The sequence below is a fragment of the Pseudomonas sp. NPDC098747 genome, assembly GCF_044760045.1.
Taxonomy (GTDB): Bacteria; Pseudomonadota; Gammaproteobacteria; order Pseudomonadales; family Pseudomonadaceae; genus Aquipseudomonas.
This window is the reverse complement of record NZ_JBIWAL010000015.1, coordinates 1-20266: the sequence shown is the minus strand read 5'-3', so window position 1 is coordinate 20266 and position 20266 is coordinate 1. Positions and strand designations below refer to the sequence as shown.

The 20266-nt window shown below is 56.6% G+C and carries 13 protein-coding genes; 11 read left to right on the top strand and 2 right to left on the bottom strand.

What is annotated here, in order from left to right:
- Window positions 1–306: 306 nt before the first annotated feature.
- Complete coding sequence (locus tag ACIQVE_RS12015) at window positions 307–1473, bottom strand: PLP-dependent aminotransferase family protein (RefSeq protein ID WP_402808246.1); 1167 nt, start codon at window positions 1471–1473, stop codon at window positions 307–309.
- A gap of 82 nt (window positions 1474–1555) precedes the next feature.
- Between ACIQVE_RS12015 and ACIQVE_RS12010 the strand changes: the two genes are divergently transcribed.
- The 7 genes from ACIQVE_RS12010 to ACIQVE_RS11980 all read left to right on the top strand — a co-directional run bounded on the left by ACIQVE_RS12010 (window position 1556) and on the right by ACIQVE_RS11980 (window position 16383).
- Entirely contained in the window at window positions 1556–2002 is a 447-nt protein-coding gene (locus tag ACIQVE_RS12010) for a MarR family winged helix-turn-helix transcriptional regulator (protein ID WP_402808243.1), read from the top strand.
- Window positions 2003–2318: 316 nt separating this feature from the next.
- Window positions 2319–3668, top strand: a complete 1350-nt coding sequence (locus tag ACIQVE_RS12005; protein ID WP_402808240.1) for an NCS2 family permease — start codon at window positions 2319–2321, stop codon at window positions 3666–3668.
- Window positions 3669–3757: 89 nt separating this feature from the next.
- Window positions 3758–4390 (top strand): LysE family translocator, encoded by a 633-nt coding sequence (locus ACIQVE_RS12000; RefSeq protein WP_402808238.1) that lies wholly within the window; start codon window positions 3758–3760, stop codon window positions 4388–4390.
- A gap of 504 nt (window positions 4391–4894) precedes the next feature.
- Window positions 4895–6811, top strand: coding sequence for a hypothetical protein (locus ACIQVE_RS11995; protein ID WP_402808236.1), 1917 nt, complete (start codon window positions 4895–4897; stop codon window positions 6809–6811).
- 117 nt (window positions 6812–6928) lie between these two features.
- Window positions 6929–10528 (top strand): calcium-binding protein, encoded by a 3600-nt coding sequence (locus tag ACIQVE_RS11990; protein ID WP_402808448.1) that lies wholly within the window; start codon window positions 6929–6931, stop codon window positions 10526–10528.
- Between the two features lie 196 nt (window positions 10529–10724).
- Window positions 10725–12677, top strand: coding sequence for a hypothetical protein (locus ACIQVE_RS11985; protein ID WP_402808234.1), 1953 nt, complete (start codon window positions 10725–10727; stop codon window positions 12675–12677).
- A gap of 205 nt (window positions 12678–12882) precedes the next feature.
- Entirely contained in the window at window positions 12883–16383 is a 3501-nt protein-coding gene (locus ACIQVE_RS11980) for a calcium-binding protein (protein ID WP_402808231.1), read from the top strand.
- A 143-nt stretch (window positions 16384–16526) separates the two neighbouring features.
- Here ACIQVE_RS11980 and uraH read toward each other — a convergent pair whose 3' ends face one another.
- Complete coding sequence (uraH, locus tag ACIQVE_RS11975) at window positions 16527–16880, bottom strand: hydroxyisourate hydrolase (RefSeq protein ID WP_042558430.1); 354 nt, start codon at window positions 16878–16880, stop codon at window positions 16527–16529.
- A gap of 442 nt (window positions 16881–17322) precedes the next feature.
- Between uraH and puuE the strand changes: the two genes are divergently transcribed.
- From puuE to ACIQVE_RS11955, 4 genes are all read left to right on the top strand, one after another.
- Complete coding sequence (puuE, locus tag ACIQVE_RS11970) at window positions 17323–18249, top strand: allantoinase PuuE (protein WP_402808227.1); 927 nt, start codon at window positions 17323–17325, stop codon at window positions 18247–18249.
- Window positions 18246–18770 (top strand): 2-oxo-4-hydroxy-4-carboxy-5-ureidoimidazoline decarboxylase, encoded by a 525-nt coding sequence (gene uraD / locus ACIQVE_RS11965; RefSeq protein ID WP_402808225.1) that lies wholly within the window; start codon window positions 18246–18248, stop codon window positions 18768–18770. Before puuE ends, uraD begins: the two co-directional genes overlap by 4 nt.
- 88 nt (window positions 18771–18858) lie before the next feature.
- Window positions 18859–19854: an allantoicase gene (gene alc / locus ACIQVE_RS11960; protein WP_402808222.1), complete on the top strand. Its 996-nt coding sequence runs from the start codon at window positions 18859–18861 to the stop codon at window positions 19852–19854.
- A gap of 121 nt (window positions 19855–19975) precedes the next feature.
- A partial coding sequence (locus ACIQVE_RS11955) for an ureidoglycolate lyase (protein WP_401234945.1) occupies window positions 19976–20266 on the top strand: 291 nt, incomplete at its 3' end.

Sequence of the window (20266 nt, the reverse complement as noted above, 5' to 3'; positions counted from 1 at the left end):
CGGCAACATGTGCATGAAACATGAGGGCACTGCACGGCCACTCGGCGAGTGAATAATTGCGCGCTCGATTATTTCACAATCGAATATAGTAATTCGTTGCCGAACACTTTTGGTAACATCTTGAATTACCATCATCAGAGAGCCTACTAAGTCCGGAAGAAGTCGTACATCGCGCTTTTCATCCTGGCGTATCGGTATGATTTCCCCCCATCTTCCACCTTGCTCAATGGAGGTGCAGTACTTTCAGGGTTTAGCTCAGTCCCGAGATCCGGAAATTGCCCCATCCCACCCACGGTTTATTTATTTTCAGGCCGCTTTTTCCATCTGCGCCTGGCGCACCACTGCCGCCAATCGCCTCAGCCCCTCATCCAGTCGCGCCGGATCGATGTGGCTGAAATTCAAACGCAAATGCCCATGATGGTTGTCCGGATCGGGGAAGAACGGCTCCCCCGGCATGAACGCCACATCATTGGCCAACGCTTGGTTGAGCAACGTCCGCGTATCCAGCGGCTGCTTCAACGTCAGCCAGAAAAACAGCCCACCCTGCGGGACATTCCAATCGGCCAGATCGGCAAAGTGCGTTTCCAGTGCCGCTTGAAAGCTATCGCGGCGCTCACGATAGAAACTGCGCAACTCGCTTAAATGCTGCTGATACTTCTCGCTGCCGATCCACTGCAACGCCTGCCACTGGCCGATGCGATTGGTGTGCAGATCTGCCGACTGCTTGAGTTTGAGCAGATGCGGGAACAGATCCGGGCTGGCGATCAGGTAACCGACGCGCAGACCGGGCAGAAGGGTTTTCGACACGGTGCCGGTGTAGATCCAGCTGGATGTTTTCAGGCGTGCGGCGATCGGTTTAGCGCTGCCGCCGTCGAAAGTCAGTTCGCGGTACGGCTCGTCTTCGATCAGGGTCACGCCGAATTCGTCGAGCAAAGCGGCGACGGCTGCGCGCTTGGCTTCGCTGTAGCGTACGGCGGACGGGTTCTGGAACGTCGGAATCAGATAGATGAACGCCGGACGATGCCGTTCCAGGCGACTACGCAGTTGCGCGAGGTTGGGACCATCGGCCTCCTGCGCCACGGTCAGGCATTCGGCGCCGAACAGCTGGAAGATCTGCAATGCAGCCAGGTAAGTCGGCGCCTCCAGCAGAATTTCGGTGCCCTTGTCGATGTACAGTTTGGCCGCAAGATCGAGGGTTTGCTGGGAACCACTGACCACCAGCACCTGACTCGCTTCGCAGGCCAATCCCAGCGCCCTCGCCTCTGCCGCCAAGGCTTCGCGCAATGCTGGCTCGCCCTCGCTCATGCCGTACTGGCCGAGCGACAGAGGCATTTCGGCCCATTCGACTTTCGGCAACATGGCTTCTGCCGGCAAGCCACCGGCGAACGACATAACTTCCGGGCGCTGGGCCGCGGCGAGGATTTCACGGATCAGAGAACTTTTGAGGCGCGAGACACGTTCGGAAAAAGCCATGGAGGTCACCGGTAGCAAGGCGTGTGAAAAATGAGTCAAACTTGTTGACTGAAACTACGACAGCTTGAGCGAGTACGTCAATATGCTTGACCTTAAAAACCCCAGCAGTCAGCAGCAGGCCATGGAAGCGTTTTTCTTCGGTTATCAGGCGTTCACCGCCAAGGCTGATGAAATGCTCGAGCGCCGAGGCTTGTCACGGGTGCATCAGCGCATTGTGTTTTTCATCGCCCGCTACCCGAATTTGAGCGTCAAGGAACTACTGGCCTTGCTGGGCGTGAGCAAGCAGGCGCTGAACATGCCGCTGCGCCAATTGCAGGAAATGCATCTGGTCGACAGCGTCGCGTCGCAGACGGACAAGCGTAAACGGTTGCTGGAATTGACGGCGGAAGGCGCGAAGTTTGAACAGGTGTTGCGGCGTGAACAGGTGAAATTGCTAGAGCGGGTGTTTGCCGAGGCTGGGGAGGCGGCGGTGAATGGCTGGTTGGCGGTGAATCTGGCGTTGGGGGACAGTCAGGCGGTTCTCGATTGACTGGTCTGGCCTCATCGCTGGCAAGCCAGCTCCCACAGGGTTTTGGGTGAACACAATTATCGTGAACACCCATGATCATTGTGGGAGCTGGCTTGCCAGCGATGAGGCCAGTAAGGGCGATATATCCCTATCGACGGACTTTTCGTAAACAAAACAGAAAACAATATTTGCTTTATTTGTACACAAAAGCATAATCCACAGCGTGCGAGTTCCTGACCGCATGGTCAACAAATTCGCGTATGCCTCAATGGGCCGCTGCCACCCCTCATGGGTCCGGCCCTGGAAATAACAATAAAACTCTTGAGGAGTACTCGCTGTGGAAAGCCGCAAATCCGAAGCATCGACGCAGGATCTCTCGCCGCCGTTACGCAATGGCTTGCTTGAGCGCCTGTTTAAACTCAGCTTGCATGGCACCACGGTGAAGACCGAGCTGATTGCCGGTCTGACAACCTTCATTACCATGGCTTACATCATCTTCGTCAACCCCAACATCATGGCCGATGCCGGGATTGACCACGGTGCCGCGTTCGTCGCCACCTGTATCGCCGCCGCATTGGGCTGTCTGTTGATGGGCCTTTACGCCAACTGGCCGGTGGGTCTGGCGCCGGGCATGGGCCTCAACGCGTTTTTCACCTACACCGTGGTCGGCACCATGGGCTACAACTGGGAAACCGCCCTGGGTGCGGTGTTTGTCTCCGGTGTGCTGTTCATGATTCTGACCTTCTCGCGGATTCGCGAATGGCTGCTCAACAGCATTCCGGTCAGCCTGCGCCACGCGATGGGCGCCGGTGTCGGTTTGTTTCTCGGGCTGATCGGTTTGAAAACCGCTGGCATCGTTGTCGATAGCCCGGCGACGCTGATCAAACTGGGCTCCCTGCATGAAGCTGGCCCACTGCTCGCTGCGATCTGCTTCCTGATGATCGCGATTCTCAGCTACCACCGCGTATTTGGCGCGATCCTCATCAGCATCATCACCGTCACCCTGGCCGGCTGGGGCCTGGGCCTCGTGCACTATCAGGGCATCATGTCCGCCCCGCCAAGCCTGGCACCGACCTGGATGGCGATGAACGTGGCCGGCGTATTCAACGTCAGCATGATCAGCGTGGTCCTCGCTTTCCTCTTCGTGCACATGTTCGACACCGCCGGCACCCTGATGGGCGTTGCCCAGCGTGCCAACCTGGTGAACGCTGACGGCCGCATCGAAAACCTCTCCCGCGCCATGAAAGCCGACAGCGCTTCCAGCGTATTCGGCGCCGTGGTCGGTGTGCCGCCAGTCACAAGCTACGTAGAAAGTGCTGCCGGCGTGGCCGCTGGTGGTCGGACTGGTCTTACCGCGGTTACCGTAGGTGTGCTATTTATAGCGGCGATGTTCTTCGCACCGCTGGCCGGCATGATTCCCGCTTACGCGACTGCCGGTGCACTGATCTATGTGGCAATGCTGATGATGGGCGGTATGGCCCACATCGAGTGGGACGAAGCCACCGACGCTATTCCGGCCATCGTCACCGCGATCATGATGCCGCTGACCTTTTCGGTCGCCGACGGCATCGCGCTGGGCTTCATCACCTACGTGGCGCTGAAGGCCGGTACCGGCAAGTACAAGGAAATTTCCGTCAGCCTGTGGGTGCTCTGCGCGATCTTCATCGCCAAGTTCATCTTCTTGTAAGCGTCACGCGGTTCAAGCGTCAAAACAGCCTCACCCTTGCGGGTGGGGCTTTTGCACATTCTTGAGTACAACAAAAAAAGGAGAAAGTGATGAGTCTGGAAACCTGGCTGCTGTTCAGCGGCGCTGCGCTGGTGGTGATCCTTATTCCGGGGCCACTGTCGCTGCTGATGATCAGCAACAGTCTGAATTACGGTTTGCGTCGTTCCTACCCGGCGTTTCTCGGCGGCGTGATTGCTTCCATCTGCCTGCTCAGCGCATCGGCGTTGGGGCTGGGCGCCTTGCTGCTGGCTTCGGAGAAACTCTTCAGTGCACTGAAAATCGTCGGCGCGATCTATCTGTTTTATCTCGCCTGGCAGAGCTGGCAGCAATCGCGTCAGCCAGCGGTGGCTGCCGAAGTGCCGCAAGCAGCACCTGTGCCAAGGTTTCGCGCGTTGTTTGGCCGAGCGTTCGTGCTCGGCGCCAGCAACCCGAAAGACATTTTGTTTTTTGCCGCATTCCTCCCGCAGTTCCTCAGCGCCGAGCAAGCATTTTTCCCGCAACTGCTGGTGATGATCGTGACCTGGACGGTGCTGGACCTGCTGTGCAAATTGACCTACGGGCTGGGTGCCCACGGTGCGGCACGTTACCTGCGCAGCGGTAAGGGACAGAGCTGGTTCAACCGGATCAGCGCAGGTCTGTTCGGCGGGGCCGGAGCGGCTTCCCTGCTCGGCAGCCATTCCTGAAAAAACAGCCCTATGGCGACGGGTTTGCAACGACTGCCTTTCTGAGTGTGCGGATAGCAGAAGTTACAAACCCTGGCTCGGCTGGATTTAACCAAATCATAAACTTACAAAATTTCACTTCGCGATACGCGCAACACTACGCAACAACACTTCGATATACACCAATCAAACTTCCTACCTAATATACGAGCGCAACTGACCATCAACGCCAGAACAAGGAAGTTCTATATGGCCAAGCTCCTGCAACTCTCCATGCTTCATGGAAGCCGCTTCAACACCTCAGCATCCAGCCCCTGCTTCCCCGCCTGCATTTCATTCTCTATATCTACCGGCCGGTAATCCTCAGCAACACACCGTACTCAATCCAGCCATCCGGATCGCAGACTTCAAAGCTGACAAAACTTGATGTGCGACAGCTGCTGTCTGCTGTGCCCGCCCTCAGCGTCAAACAACATCAAACTTGGTCACCACCAAGTTATAACCTATCAACTCGAAGTATAGAAAATGTTAAAGCCCATAAAAAAAATCAACCCATCCAGCAAAGACAACTCTGCGAACCCCAACAGAACCACGGACGACTTAACCGAAACAACCCGAGTCAATACTCAACTTCCGGAGTTGCATGCAAACGCCGCTGACTCTGATTCCGGCCGACGCTTCAATACCGAGACTCCAAGTGAAACAACGCCCCAATCCGCGGTCATCGTGACTGAAATGCCAGGGTCGCCCACGCGTGCCGCCACCGTCACGGTCGAGTCCGCGCTCAGCACCATCACCTGGCCGAAAGACCGTCTGGACGAACTGGTTCCGTTCAGGGGGAAATCGGGATTGTTCACCAGCAACGATGGCACCTTGTTCGCCGATATCAAGGGGCTTGGCAAGACGATGGTCGAGCGAAACAGCCTGGGCGACTATCAGGTGCCCTTCCCGTTCGCACCCGGCGTGCCAGGGCCGATTCTGGCCAGGATCGACGGTGAGCCGCACTGGCGCATTGATCGCCCGGGCTGGGTAAAGGCTTCCGCGCAAACTGCCATGCCCCAGACCGCACCACCGCTCAAGGTACTGCCTGCGGAACTGGCCAACCTGTTGTCGCCTGCAAGGCCGATGGATGGCATTCGTCACGATAAAACGGGCAGGGCCTACGTTGATATCCCTAACGAAGGTACAGTGCTGATTCGCAAAAACGCCGATGGCGAATATCAGGTCAGCGACTTCAACGAGCGGCTTCCATCGGGTCCGTTAGTTGAGCGAATCCAAGGCACCGGTCTGTGGCAACGCACGCCCGAACTATCGTTTTCTGCCCCCGACAGTCCGCGGCTGTATATCCATGAGTCGCCCGACATCGATGCCGATACGGGTGCCAGCCAGACGAAACGGCCACGGCTGGAAGAGAGTCGCGCTTCGTCCGATCCCGTTGAAAGCCCGGAAACCGTAGCGCAAGTTTCCCGAGCGTCCGTCGAAAGTCCATATTCCTGGATGCAATGGGGACACTATGAAGGGCCTCCTTCAGGTGCTTCCGTCAGGCTCGGCGGATTTGATTATTCGGTCGTGCCGCTGGGCTCGGAGTCTCACAACCAGCCCAGGTTGTTTTTTTTACAGAACCCGGAATATGCGGTGAGCCGCTTCGATGAGTTCGAACGGATGCTGCGCGAAGCGCCCGCGCTGCAACCCGTCGCCATCTACCGCTATACCAACGATCCGCTGGAAGTTCGACCGTCGCAAAAGCTCTTTCATAAACCGTTGTCTCAGTCCGTTGCCGAGCGCTTTACCGACTTCTCGGAAGCGACGGCACAGTCGGTCGCCAAAAACCTGTTCGAGCGCGCGGATAACTCCCAACAAATCACGACCACCGGTCTGAACAATATTCTTCAGGTGTTGACCCATTGGAACTGGCGGGCCACCGCCGGCGTTCCGTCACTCGGCGATCCACTGCTTATGCTGCAACCGGCCCCGAGAGTCGAACAAAACGCGAGAACCTACCTCTCGATCGACGCGGCAACAGACGCACCGTTGCATCGCCTGACCTTCGATCCGCAACGTTTCCCCGAAGACTGGAATTACTACTGCAGAACCCTCTCCAATCAGGCTTTGCGGCAGTTGACCGGTGGTCTGCTGGTGCGTGCCGGTTACGACGTTTTCCCGCTGACGCCGCAACACCTAGGGCCGACTTTGATCTTCCGGGGGCCGGCGACAGATGACGTGTTCTTTTTGAAACTGGGAGCGGTCGAGGGCAATGCCATTACCCTGCACACCCAGCCCGGCACCGAACTCGCGGACCCTTTCCTGCCCGCAAGGATTGGCAAAGAAGCCTATCAAGCGGTGTTGACGGCACATGCGAACAACAAGTTGATCTGGCTGCTCGGCGGCGTTCTCAACGTCAGATCGAAGCCTGAATCCGTGTTCATTATCAGAGAGCGCTGACACTCGGGATGGATGGCAGCATTCCTGCGATTACCTACGCAAGAATGCTGTCACCCACCGACCGATCTCGCTGAACAGCGGTAAAAAAGACAGCAAAAATGAACAAGGATGCTCACATTGCCTACCCCTCCGTCTTCCCCACCTATCGATGCGGATGACACGGTTGTCGTCACCGATATTGGCCTACGCGCCAATCCAAAAACGCCGACAACGCTCGACCTCACTCACATCAGTGATGCGTCTACGCAATCAACCCACAACAGCAAACTGTCGCAGCTGCGCATAGTCGACGAACTCTTCGGCCCACTGCAAATCGGTCCCTATTCAGTCACCCGAACGTCGCTCGACGCGTTGGGGGCAACCCTTGGGGGCGAATACCTGAATGGAAAAAACACGTTTTTCCGTCAGCCAAAAAAATCCTTTTTCAACCAGTTGCAGTTCAGCCCGGCGGCCGTCGAAGCGCACATGAAATCAACCACAGGTGCCGAGGATTATTTGCTGCCGTCGCTGCTCTTCGAATTGTCGAGCACGCGCCCATTGAACGCCCCCGCAATGCTCAGAGAAGACAGCCCGGCGCACACCGATCTGCACGGAAACCGCCAGGCGCTGTACAAGCTTTTGAACGCCGCACAACGGCTCGACATTCGCGATGCGCAACTGCCCACGCAACTGCCGCACTGGGTCAATCGAGTGAAGAGTGCCGGAATGACCAGCATGGGCATGGGCCTGCAATCATTCGGCATCTACAGCGGCTTGATGGGCCTGCACGATGCCCTGAGAAACAAGAATGGGTACGAAACCGTATTCAATGGCGCAAGCCTCGCCGGAGAGTTCACCTCAATAGCGGTTGAAGTGTCCGTCGCCAAAAAAGCCGAGCAGATGATCCGCGCCAGCCGCAGCGCCTATAAGGGATTCGCGCAAACCCGGTTCGGCGTGCGACTCGGGCGCTCCGCTGGATTGCTCGCCAGCGCACTGACATTGCCCTTCGATATCATTGCCGCGGTCAACGCCTTTGAAGCAGCGGCCAAGGCCACCGGCAAAGAAGCGATTGACCATTACGTCGAGGCTGGCCTGAGTGTCACCAGCGCCGCCATGACCGTTCTGCTTGGCGCCGCAGCATTGGCTGGTTTCTCGGCGGCGGGTCCCGTGGGATTGCTGGCCGGACTGTTCCTGGTGGCAGGCGCCCGCGTGTGGGCGGCGATACGCGCCGTCGATGACATTGACGACTACATCGAACTGACCGCCCATGAACGCTTGCGCAGCGGCTGGTTTGCCGTCTGGGGAATCGCGCCCGACGCGGCTGTGCAGAACCGTTACGATCTCGCCAAGGCCACGGCCGACCACGCGAGGATGCTCCAAGCTACAGCAAGACGCTTACTCGACGGAGCGTTGAAGGAGCAGATTGAAGCAGTGGTCGATGGTGGCTTTGTCGCTGAATTGAACCCGGTGCAAATCCGCTTCTACAACTGGTCGCGTGAAACGCTGGAGTACGCGACGGTCAACCGCCCGCAGATCCATGACGGCAATGACAACATTGACGCTCGTGACGGGGTGAATGAACGAACACCGGGTGCGTCAATCGGCACCGTGGGCGAGCACAAAGGCGTGCTGTGGTTCATCGGTGGTGGCGACGACGAGATCAGAGGCGTTGAACAAAAACCCAACGTGTTCCATTACAAAAACGGCACCAAGAAGCTGACGGGTGGCAACAGCGACGATCAGTTCGTCTTCAAAGAAGCGGCCAATCATCTCAAGAACGATTCGGCGCAGAGTCGGCTATCCGCCCTCGACGGTGGGCCTGGCAACGACACGCTGGTATTGGCCAACCGCATTGATCAACCAGACGCCAGCAGAATTGGCTACCACGTGGACTTGAACGTCGGACTGATGTCCGTCATCACCCTCGCCCCCTCCCGTCAGCAGCGAGAACTCACGCCTCACACTTCCCTGTCGAGCATCGAGAATGTGACGACACTCGCCGGCGCCATCCATAACGTCACGGGGACAGAGGAATCCAACATCATTCAGTCGTGGGGTCATGATGATATCGACGCCGCAGGCGGTGATGACCGCATCGACGTGTTCGGCAGCCATACCACAGTGGCCGGTGGAACCGGCAGGGATACCTACAACATTGCTCACGTTGCCGGTCATGTGTCGATCATCGAAGACGGCGCGCAAGACAGCATCATCGGACTGGATTGGCGACAGGATCTGATTGTCAGCTGGACGCTGGATGGCTCGCATCTGCTGATCGTTTCGCGGTTCGATCTGGATGACGCCCTGACACGAATCGTCAAAATCAAGGATGTCTACAAACAGCAAACCCGGCAACGCGTGCTGCAAAACGCGAAATTGCTGTTCATCACACAAGATGGTTTCCAGCTCGTACCGGAGCTGCCTGGCATCCTCGACACGCAAGGGCCTATCAACATTCAGGTGACGATCAGCAAGCTTGGCCGCTACGTTGACCCCGTGATTGTTTACGGTGATGAACAGACAAATCCACGAAAGAAATTCGAGCGCTATTACATCCCTCGAGGCGAACGCCTGACCACGCTGCGCGTAACCGCGCATTCACCGAAAGCCGTAACCATGGTTTATCTGGATTACAACAGCCAGGAGATGTCCGGCGTCGAGGCTTACTACACCGCAACAATCAAACGCGAGTTGGCGTTTGATCGCATCATGTATACCGAGTGCGGCCTGACTATCCAGTTCGGCCAGCATGAAGTGGCGATCAAGAATCTGGCCAGTTCCCACAGTGTCGGGACGATCGCCATCAACGACAGGTTGACCCGCCCCGCACTGGCATTGAATCAGCACATTATTCTGGTGATGAACGACGGCGTGTCCTGGAGGCTCGAACAACCGGCCATGGCCGACCGTTTTTTTTCCAGCGAAACGTTTCGCAGCAGCACCTCCAAAGCGTGGAAAACAGCCGTTGCGTTGCCCTTGAAATCGCAGATGAGCAGTGACCTTTTTCTTCAGCCACCGGACAATCCCGGGCGGCAGTTGCGCACCGGCAACGCTTGCATTGGCTTGACGTCTTTCGCAAAGCAACGCGCGACCGAGCATCTGGTTGGCGAGGGATCGACCTATCTTGTGCACCTGACCCGCCATATAACGTTGCGTATCTCAACCCCCGGTGCTTTGGCCGGCGCCCCGGCGCGATTACCCTATTCCTCGGTGTGGGAGTTCGATGCGACGCAATTTGGCGCGGTGCAAATTACCCTTGCCAACCATCTCCTGCGCATCGGCGAGGCTTTAGTCCATCTGCCGCAATACAGTCATCCGGACGATCTGGTCGACCGGGTACACGTCATTACTCGCGGGGGGATCGTGCACACCGTCGACATCGAGTTCGAGACGATCTACGTCAAGAGCATCGACGCACGCTACTTCGATCCCGAGTTCGATTACGTCAAGGCGCTACCGGGCAAGTTTGCACAAGCTGGGAGTCTCGCCGTTCAGAATGCCGTCGTTCGGGAAGAAGACGGTTTTGCGCAATTGGCTTTTGATCCGCGTGATCGCAGTTGGACAACTTCAGGCAACCCTCTGACAACGTTCGCCTTCACCGAACTGCGAGCACTTAACCGTTGCGAACATCAGCTCGATGTTTGCCGGGATCTATTGCAGCTCGCACTTCAGGCCGACCCGCCGATTGAGGCCGAGAAGCTCGTGGCACTGAAGCAACACTGCATATCGCTGCTCTGACGCAGAGCCAATCGGTTGGAAAACCGCTACACGGCGAAGACGTTTCTCAACCGCGCTGTGCGCGGCTTCGCGCTGGGCAGCACCTCCCGAGGGGTGGTCAAAAGCCGAGGTTTTTTTCCAGCCCTATACATATGTACCGCCGATCAAAAAATCGCTTCGAAGATCATGGCGATTCATTTATCAGCGGTGCACCCCCATGGCCAAACCTCCACGAAAACTCACACCATCGCCGGTTTCATCGGACGATGCCACGTCGTCAGCCTGGTCAGCGACACAGGAAAACACTCATCCCGTCGCTCCGGTTAGCGGGCCGGGACCGAGCTGGCAATCCGATGCTTCTGGTGGTGGGCGGCCGGTCGAAACACTCGCCAGCGAAACACCCCGACAACCGTCAGTGGTGGTCAGCCAGTTACCCGGCGCGGCTTCCGAGCAGGTCGCCGCTGCCGTCGCGATGATTTCCTTGCGCCCGGAGCAGATTGCCTCGTTGCGCGCGATTGAAAACGAACCGGGGCTGTTCAAGAGTGAGGACGGAAGCACCTATGCCAACGTTGGCGAAGAGGGCTACTTTCTGGCAGAGCGTAACGCCGCCGGCGACTATCAGGTGCCTATGCTCACTACCCCGCACTTGCCGGGCCCGATCCTCAGAAAAATAGACGGGCAGGCGCTCTGGCGGATCGAGGCACCAGACTGGTTCCGAACACCTACGGCCCACCCGCCACCCCAGGCAGCCTCGGCGCCCAGGCCTGCTTCAACCTTGTTTCTGCCAAAACAACTGGCAGAGACGCTGACCCACGCAAAAGACTCGGGCCACGGGCTTCGCTTCGACAGGAAAAAAAGAACCTACGTGGACATGCAAGGCACGCCAGACCCGCAATCGGACTTGAGCAGCACCGTAAGGGTCCGAAGAAATTCCGACGGTATCTATCAACAATGCAGTGCGGATGAGCGCACGCCTTCCGGTCCGTTGGTAGAGCAGGTTCCCGGCACCAAACTCTGGCGAGAACTCACTCGCGCCACGACATCCGAACAGCCGCGTTCGCGACTTGATGTCGACCAGCAGACTGGCGAATCCGAATCCGCACAACCGGGTCCGAGCAAGCGTCCACGACTGGAACCGGAGGACCGTATCACGCCCGATACGGAGATCTTCGCCGATCGCCTGCTACTGGATGCCAGCGGCGCGATGAACCTTTCCACCGCTTATTGGCGTAATTGGGGCCAACCGCAAAAACCGGCGGAGGCCGCCTCGATAGAAATAAACGGGCTTCACTATCGGATCGTTTCCCAGTCTCTGCAGGCCAATCCACGTCTGGTCTACCTGGAGCATCCGCGATTTTCGCCGAAGCGTTTTGATGCATTCGAGCGGATGCTGGGGGACGAACCCACGTTACAGCCCATTTGGGCGGTAAAGCGCGATGAAGGCTGGACGGTCATGGAGAATCGCGTGCCGTTTGCGACGCCCCTGACTCAACAAGTCGCCAACGCCTACAACTACCTGGCGAATGACTCCGCAAGTGCCATTGCCAGAAATGTATTTGACCGGGCCGCCTATCAGGCGCCAATAGACGGAAATGGATTGGCGAGACTCAATCAGGTCTTCCGCCACTGGCGCGATAGAGCCAATACCTTTTCACCGCGCCGAGATCTGAGCGATCCACTGATGCTGTTGCCCACGCTACCGACAACCTTTGGCACGACAACGCCGCCCTGGAGCATCCACCTCCCGGCGCGCAGTGCCACGGAGTTCAATCGTCTTGATTTTGATCCAACGAGCCTGCCCGTCTGGAGCGCCTACCTGTCTGCACCTGTAAGCGCCAACTTGCAGACACTGTTCAGAACCGTTTTGCAGCACAACGGCTACAGCGTGTTTTCCAGTGGTCGTGTACTCAGCGAAAACGCTTTGGTGTTTCACCGAGAAAAACTGGATGCCGTATTTGTTCTGAAGATTCCTGACGATCCGCACAACCTGTTACAACGCCCTGCACTGCCGGGATTCGAAATTGCCACCCCGCAGTTTCGCGCCACGGTGGGTGAAACGACGCATCAAAGATTTATTGAATATTTGAGCGAGGGAAAAATCATTTACCTGGTGGGCGGTATTGAGCTGAAGCGCGCATCTCCCACGCTTTACATCGTGCGGGAGAGCTAAGTACATCGCCTGATCAAAATGTGTTTGCGGCCAAACAACCGCACAGAGTGAGTCTGGGGCAGCACTGCGCTGCTCCAGTTTATAAAGCAACATCTGCAAAAACCCTTGCAACGCACAGTAACGACATACTGGTGTACAGATATTGAACTTGCAAATAGCATGAACGCGCAAATTTATTACAGCGTTATCGAACAAGGAAGTTCAAATGAGTGGTTCCGCGAAACATAATTTTCTGCTGCAGGATTCTGTTGTAGTTACAGCCATTGATCATCACCCCACCCCCTACACTGCAACTACGATTGATTTCTTCAGTGACACCGACAGCAACAGTGATACACCTGAGATCAAACGCAAACCCAGCCAACTGCAAGTGCTCGACGACTTACACGGCCCCATGAAAATCGGCGCCTATACAATCACACGCCGATCGCTGGATGCCCTCGGCGCCACTCTTAATGGTCAACCGCTGACGGGCTATAACACGCAATTCCGTATCCCCAAGCGTTCTTTCATCAATTCGCTGCAATTCAGTTACAGCGAAATAGAGAAGCGCATCAAAGTAACTTCATTTGGCGAAAATTATTTGCTGCCCACCTTTCTCTACGAGATTGCGACGGTGCGCCCCGCGGACGCCCCCCCGATCATCAGGGAAGAAGTGAATATATCGCCGGATGAAAGTGGCTTTCGCAAGAAAACCATCCAGCTATTGAATGCAGCACAGAAAATTGATTTACGTCTGGTCAGTGCCGGACGAAAAAACTATCCCGGTTGGGCAGCGATCAAGAACTTCAGCACTCTGGGTGCAAGCGTCGGTATTCAACTCTTCGGGATATTGATGGGGCTGCGCGGGATTGTTGACGCCGTGAAAGCGAATGATCGGGGCGAGATCATTTTCAACAGCATCGGTCTCGCGACAGAAGGTGTCTCAATCGCTGCCGACGTGGTGACGACGCGATTGGGCAAGGGAATGATCGAAGCCGGTAACGGTGCCTTCAAGGATTTCGCCAAAACCAGGGCGGGACTCAGATTGACCCGCGCGGGTGGGCTCATCGGAGGGGCGGTGACATTGCCCTTCGACATTTACAGTGCGGTAAGGGAGTTCAAGGCAGCCGAAACCAAATCCGGCAAAGCAGCAGCGGACCACTACGTGAGCGCAGGTTTGAATGTTGCCAGTGCCGCGATGACGGTGGTACTGGGCTCCGCGGCAATGGCCGGTTTTTCGTTCGCCGGCCCGATCGGACTGGTGGCCGCGGGGATAATGGCCATCGGCTCGCAGATTTACGGCGCGGTACGCATGGTCGATGACATTGATGACTACATCGAACTCACACTGGAGGAGCGCTGGCGTACCGGCTGGTTCACGTTCGTTTTCCAAAACGTCGATCAGGACATCCTCAATCGTTATGAAAGTGCCAAAGCCAGGTCCGAACAAACTCGCCAATTGAAAGCAACGGCCAGAAAGTACCTCGACAACACCGTGAAAAACACCACCGAGGCTGTGGTCAATGGTGCATTCGAGGTCCAGATGCATCGCCGCAGGGAATACATCACTAACTGGGGTTTGAAGACATCCAAACTCGTCTACGTCCCGCAAATCATCGATGCTGACGATATGATCGACGCTCGTGATGGAATTACAGCGCAAACGCCCGGTGCGGAACTGGGCACCGCTGGCAACGGCAAAGGTATTTTATGGCTCATCGGCGGCGGTAACGACACGATCACCGGTGTCGAAAAAAAGCCCAACGTTTTTTACTTCACCAACGGCAAGAAGGACCTGACCGGTGGCGCTGAAAATGACCGATTCGTTCTGCAAAACGCTGCTCAAGTGCTCGATAAGGCCGACGCCGAAGATACTCAATACTCGATATTGAGAGGCGGTGCCGGGCGCAATACGCTGGAGTTCGATGGCGAGCAGATATCGCCAGCCAACGGTCGCGGATATGACCTCGACCTGTCTGCCGGGACGTTGCATGTTTTTACCCCGGACACCTCGGCGGAAGATGGCAACACGTACGCTTTCAAAGCGCTGCTGGAGCGTATCAATGATGTTCATACGCTGAGCAACGGCACAACTACCGTCACTGGTTCAAAGGAAGCCAATGTGATCGTGTCGCGGGGTAAAGACACGATCCATACGGGCGATGGGGACGACACGATTCATCTGTACAAGGACGGTGCCGCTGCATTCGGTGAGTCAGGAAGGGATGTCTACCATCTCCCGCAAACAGCCAACAACGTATCGATCACAGAAGATGGCATTGAGGAAAGCGCCATCGTGCTGGACTGGAGAATGGATCAAATTGAAACATGGCGAGTCGTCAAGACCACCCTTGAAATCACATTGAAATTCGACTTTGATGACATTCGCCTAAGCAAGCTATACATCCACGATGTTTACCGGCAGTCCGATGATGTCCGACAGTTGATCAATAACAGACTCACCCTTGTTACGAGGGACAAGTTTCATTTGAAACCCGACTTCCCTGAAAAAATCGAACACGACAAATCCGTAGACATCATGGTCGTGGTGACCCAGGAGGGTGGACAAGAGCCTGTCACGATTCTCTATGACAGTTTGTGTACGGTCCCTGCAAACAAACTCACCGACTACTATGTTCAGCGTAATAACCCGTCAACTACCTTTATCACAGGCAAAAGCGAAGCACTGTATGGCACGCGGATATTTCTCGATTTCGACAGCACCGAATTGACCGGTGCCGAAGTTATTTTCGATACGAACATCGATTGGATACGCTCTTCGCCGAGTGACAAGATTTATATTTCCTGCAAGTTCAAATTCCGTTTCGGCAATAAGTCGCTGGAAATCAGCGAATTTGCCCATCACATGGAAATGACGCTTGAAGATGCGCTGCCAAAAATAGTGAATAACAAGATCAATCATGGCTATGTTCTGGTCTTCCGGGACAGCAAGGTTCATACCGTGCAATTGACTGAGGCACTCGCGGTGGCACCGAGACAATATATCCATCGCACCGGACGCACTTCTCGCTCTGTCAGCAATATTCCCTTGCCACTGAAGATGAAGCCCGAACCGTACTTCTTCCGACTGCCCGAGAGATTGCCTTTTGAGTTAGGGATCCAAAACTCTTGCAGCAAGCTGACATCCATTCCAGGGCGAACCAGAATCGACAGCATCGAAGGCGAAGGCGCGACCTATCTCATGCATCTTTGCAAAAACATGATCTTGCGCATCTCGACCCCCGGTGGCCTTGCCAGCGCCAGCAACAGGTTGAGCCATTCGTCCACCTGGGAGCTTGATGCTTCGCAGCTCGGCAAGTGTGCAATCGAATTGCGCGGCACGCAGTTGCATCTCGGGTCGACCACCCTTCATGTGCCTGAATACGGCGCCGAAGACCTGGTCGACCAGATCTTCGTCACCGCAGCCAACGGGATTATTCATACGGTCGACCTGTCGTTTGACATGGTTTATCCCGGCGGCCTCGACGCAAGGTTCTTTGAACCGCCCAAGGATAAAAAATCGCCTTGGCCAGAGGAGTTTGCCGAGATCGCGGACAAGGAAGTGGACGTCAAACATATCGCCATGGCGGATGGCACTGAGGGTTATCTGAAATACAGCCTGATAACGTGCAAGTGGATTCTGGAGAGTGATCCATTGCGCGACATCAGCTATTCGGATTTGCGCGTGCTCAATCGCTGCGAGCATCAGCGACCGATTCAGTGAGCGTATGATCAGCCATCTCTTTTGTTGATTGCCAGAGAAGGCCGGCTGATTGGCAGGCGAAAAAAAGCCCGCAGTGTGAGCGGGCGAAAGACCAAAGAAGCTATATGCGCAGTCGCTTCCCGGTGGGGACAGCTGCTTGGGGGTCAGCTGCCCCGGTACGTGGAGTAGCTGTAAGGCGAAATCAGCAATGGCACGTGGTAGTGATCCTGTTCGGCAGAGATGCCGAACCGCAGCACTACCACATCCAGAAACGCCGGCTCCGGCAGTTGCACACCACGGGCGCGGTAATAATCCCCAGCGTGAAACTGAACCTGATAAACCCCGGTACGGTAGTCATCGCCCTGCAACAGCGGCGCATCGACCCGGCCATCGCTGTTGGTTGTCGCGCTGGCGACCAATTCCAGCTGAGAACCTTCAACGCGGTACAACTCGACCTTGATCGAGCTGCCCGGGCAACCGTGTGCAGCGTCCAAAACGTGTGTAGTCAAACGTCCCATTGATTCTGCGCGCCTGCCTGCATGGAGCAGTCAGACTTCGCGCCTCCCGAAGTCAGTTGAAAAGGAGACCGCACCGTTTCGGAGCACGAAAAGCTGCGGCGAGCGACTGATTAAGACACTTTTCAAAAAAATTGTACACAATAAAAACGACATTTTTTGCTTCACCCCCGCCATTCGGGACTTTTCTCCCAATCTTCCCTTGAAGCGCCTGAGCATTGCACCTCACAACCATTAACTGACTGGTCAGGCAGGTTTCTTGCAGGCTCACGCCAATAGCAGTAAAAGATGACAATCGGTGAAAAATGCGAAAATTCAGGCTTACAAAGTGCGATTAAAGTTGTATACAATCAGCCCATCGCTGTGACGCCAGCCTGCAATCTCATCGCCAGGCAGCCACGTAATCCCGACTTTGAATAAGTCATGAACAAGAAGGAAGACTGCAGTGAGCGCTGACTACCCACGCGACCTGATCGGTTACGGCAGTAACCCTCCTCACCCACACTGGCCGGGCAATGCCCGCGTGGCCCTGTCCTTCGTGCTCAATTACGAAGAAGGCGGCGAGCGCAACATTCTGCACGGTGACAAAGAATCCGAAGCCTTCCTCTCTGAAATGGTTGCCGCCCAGCCGCTGCAAGGCGCGCGCAACATGAGCATGGAATCACTTTACGAGTATGGCAGCCGCACCGGCGTGTGGCGGATCCTCAAGCTGTTCAAGGAATTCGATATTCCGCTGACCATCTTCGCCGTCGCCATGGCCGCCCAGCGCCACCCGGACGTGATCCGCGCGATGGTCGAGGCCGGTCACGAGATCTGCAGCCACGGCTACCGCTGGATCGACTACCAGTACATGGACGAGGCGCAGGAACGCGAGCACATGCTCGAAGCGATCCGCATCCTCACCGAACTCACCGGTGAACGTCCGCTGGGCTGGTACACCGGTCGCACTGGTCCGAACACCCGTCGCCTGGTCATGGAAGAAGGTGGTTTCCTCTACGACTGCGACACCTACGACGACGACCTGCCCTACTGGGAACTGAACAACCCGACCGGCAAGCCGCACTTGGTGATCCCGTACACGCTGGACACCAATGACATGCGCTTCACTCAGGTGCAGGGTTTCAACAAGGGCGACGATTTCTTCGAATACCTCAAAGACGCGTTCGACGTGCTTTACGCCGAAGGTGCCGAGGCGCCGAAGATGCTCTCGATCGGTCTGCACTGCCGCCTGATCGGCCGCCCGGGTCGCATCGCTTCACTCAAGCGCTTTATCGAATACGCCAAAAGTCATGAACAGGTGTGGTTCAGCCGTCGCGTTGACATCGCGCGCCACTGGCACGAAACCCACCCGTACCAAGGGGCCGCCAAATGAGCTGCTTTCAAACCCTGCAACCGTCGACCCTGAGCCGCGACGCTTTCGTCAACGCTTTCGCCGACATCTACGAGCATTCGCCATGGGTGGCCGAGAAGGCCTACGACCTGGGCGCAGACGCCTCGATCGACGAGATCGACGAGATCGAAACCCTGCACCAGCGCATGAGCGACATCCTGTTGAGCGCCGATCACGCCAGTCAACTGGCACTGATCAACGCTCACCCGGACCTGGCAGGCCGCGCGGCCGTCCAGGGCGAACTGACCGAAGCCAGCACCAATGAACAGGCTGGCGCCGGTATTCACCAATGCACGGCCGAAGAGTTCCAGCGCTTCACCGAGCTGAACGACGCCTACAAAGCCAAGTTCAAGTTTCCCTTCATCATGGCGGTAAAAGGCAGCAACCGGCATCAGATCCTCGCGGCGTTCGAAACGCGCATTCACAACTCGGTCGACACCGAATTCAAGTGCGCGCTGGCGGAGATCAACAAGATCGCCCTGTTCCGTTTACTGACCCTTTAGCAAGCCTGGCCCGAGTGTCTTAAACGCGGAAAGCACCCTGGGCCTTGCAAGCATCCCCAGCCAACTTATTTAAAGGCAGACAAGAAGAATGAAAGCTTACGCCGTACCTTTCGAGAAGTTCGTCAACCTGGCCGATGCCCGTCTGGGCACCAAAATCATCTCGGTCACCGATGACTGGTTCGCAGACGCCAATCGTCTGTTCCAACCGACCCCGGCCGTATGGAAGGAGGGCGTGTTCGATGACAACGGCAAGTGGATGGACGGCTGGGAATCGCGCCGCAAGCGCTTCGAAGGCTTCGACAGCGCAGTGATCCGCCTGGGCGTACCGGGTTCGATCAAAGGCGTGGACATCGACACTTCATTCTTCACCGGCAACTTCCCGCCATCGGCCTCTCTGGAAGCGTGCTTCCTGGCGTCGGGCGAGCCTGACGAAAACACCCAGTGGACTGAAGTGCTGTCGGCCGTCGAGCTGCAAGGCAACAGCCACCACTACCACGAAATCAGCAACGACAAAGCCTTCAGCCACCTGCGCTTCAACATCTACCCGGACGGCGGTGTTGCCCGTCTGCGTGTGTACGGTGTGCCGCATCGCGACTGGTCGGCGGTTGGCGACAACGAGCAAATCGACCTGGCAGCAGCCCTGAATGGTGGCCGCGCCCTCGCCTGCTCCGACGAACACTTCGGCCGCATGAGCAACATCCTCAACCCGGGCCGTGGCATCAACATGGGCGACGGCTGGGAAACTGCCCGTCGTCGCACGCCAGGCAATGACTGGGTGATCGTCGCACTGGGCCACCCGGGCGAGATCGAAAAAATTATCGTCGACACCCTGCACTTCAAGGGCAACTACCCGGACACTTGCTCGATCCAGGGCGCGTTCGTCAAGGGCGGCACCGACAGCCAGATCGAAACCCAGTCGCGGTGCTGGCGCGATCTGCTGCCAAGCCAGAAGCTGGAAATGCACGCCGAACACACCTTCGTCGAGCAGATCAAGGCACTGGGCCCGATCACCCACATCCGCCTGAACGTGTTCCCGGATGGTGGCGTGAGTCGCCTGCGCGTATTGGGCAAGGTAGCGAAGTAAGCGGTGAGGCCAATCGCGAGCAAGCTCGCTCCCACATTTGAAATGCATTCCCCTGTGGGAGCGAGCTTGCTCGCGATGGCTATAGAACCAACAACACAGAATTCAAGGTAAGAAGACCAGCATGCGCACACTGACGATTGAACCGCTGAGCAAAGAAGCCTTCGCCCCTTTCGGTGACGTGATCGAAACCGACGGCAGCGATCACTTCATGATCAACAACGGTTCGACCATGCGCTTCCATAAACTGGCGACGGTCGAAACCGCTCAGCCTGAGGACAACGCGATCATCAGCATCTTCCGCGCCGACGCGCAGGACATGCCGCTGACCGTTTGCATGCTGGAACGCCATCCGCTGGGCAGCCAGGCTTTCATTCCGCTGCTCGGCAACCCCTTTCTGATCGTGGTCGCGCCA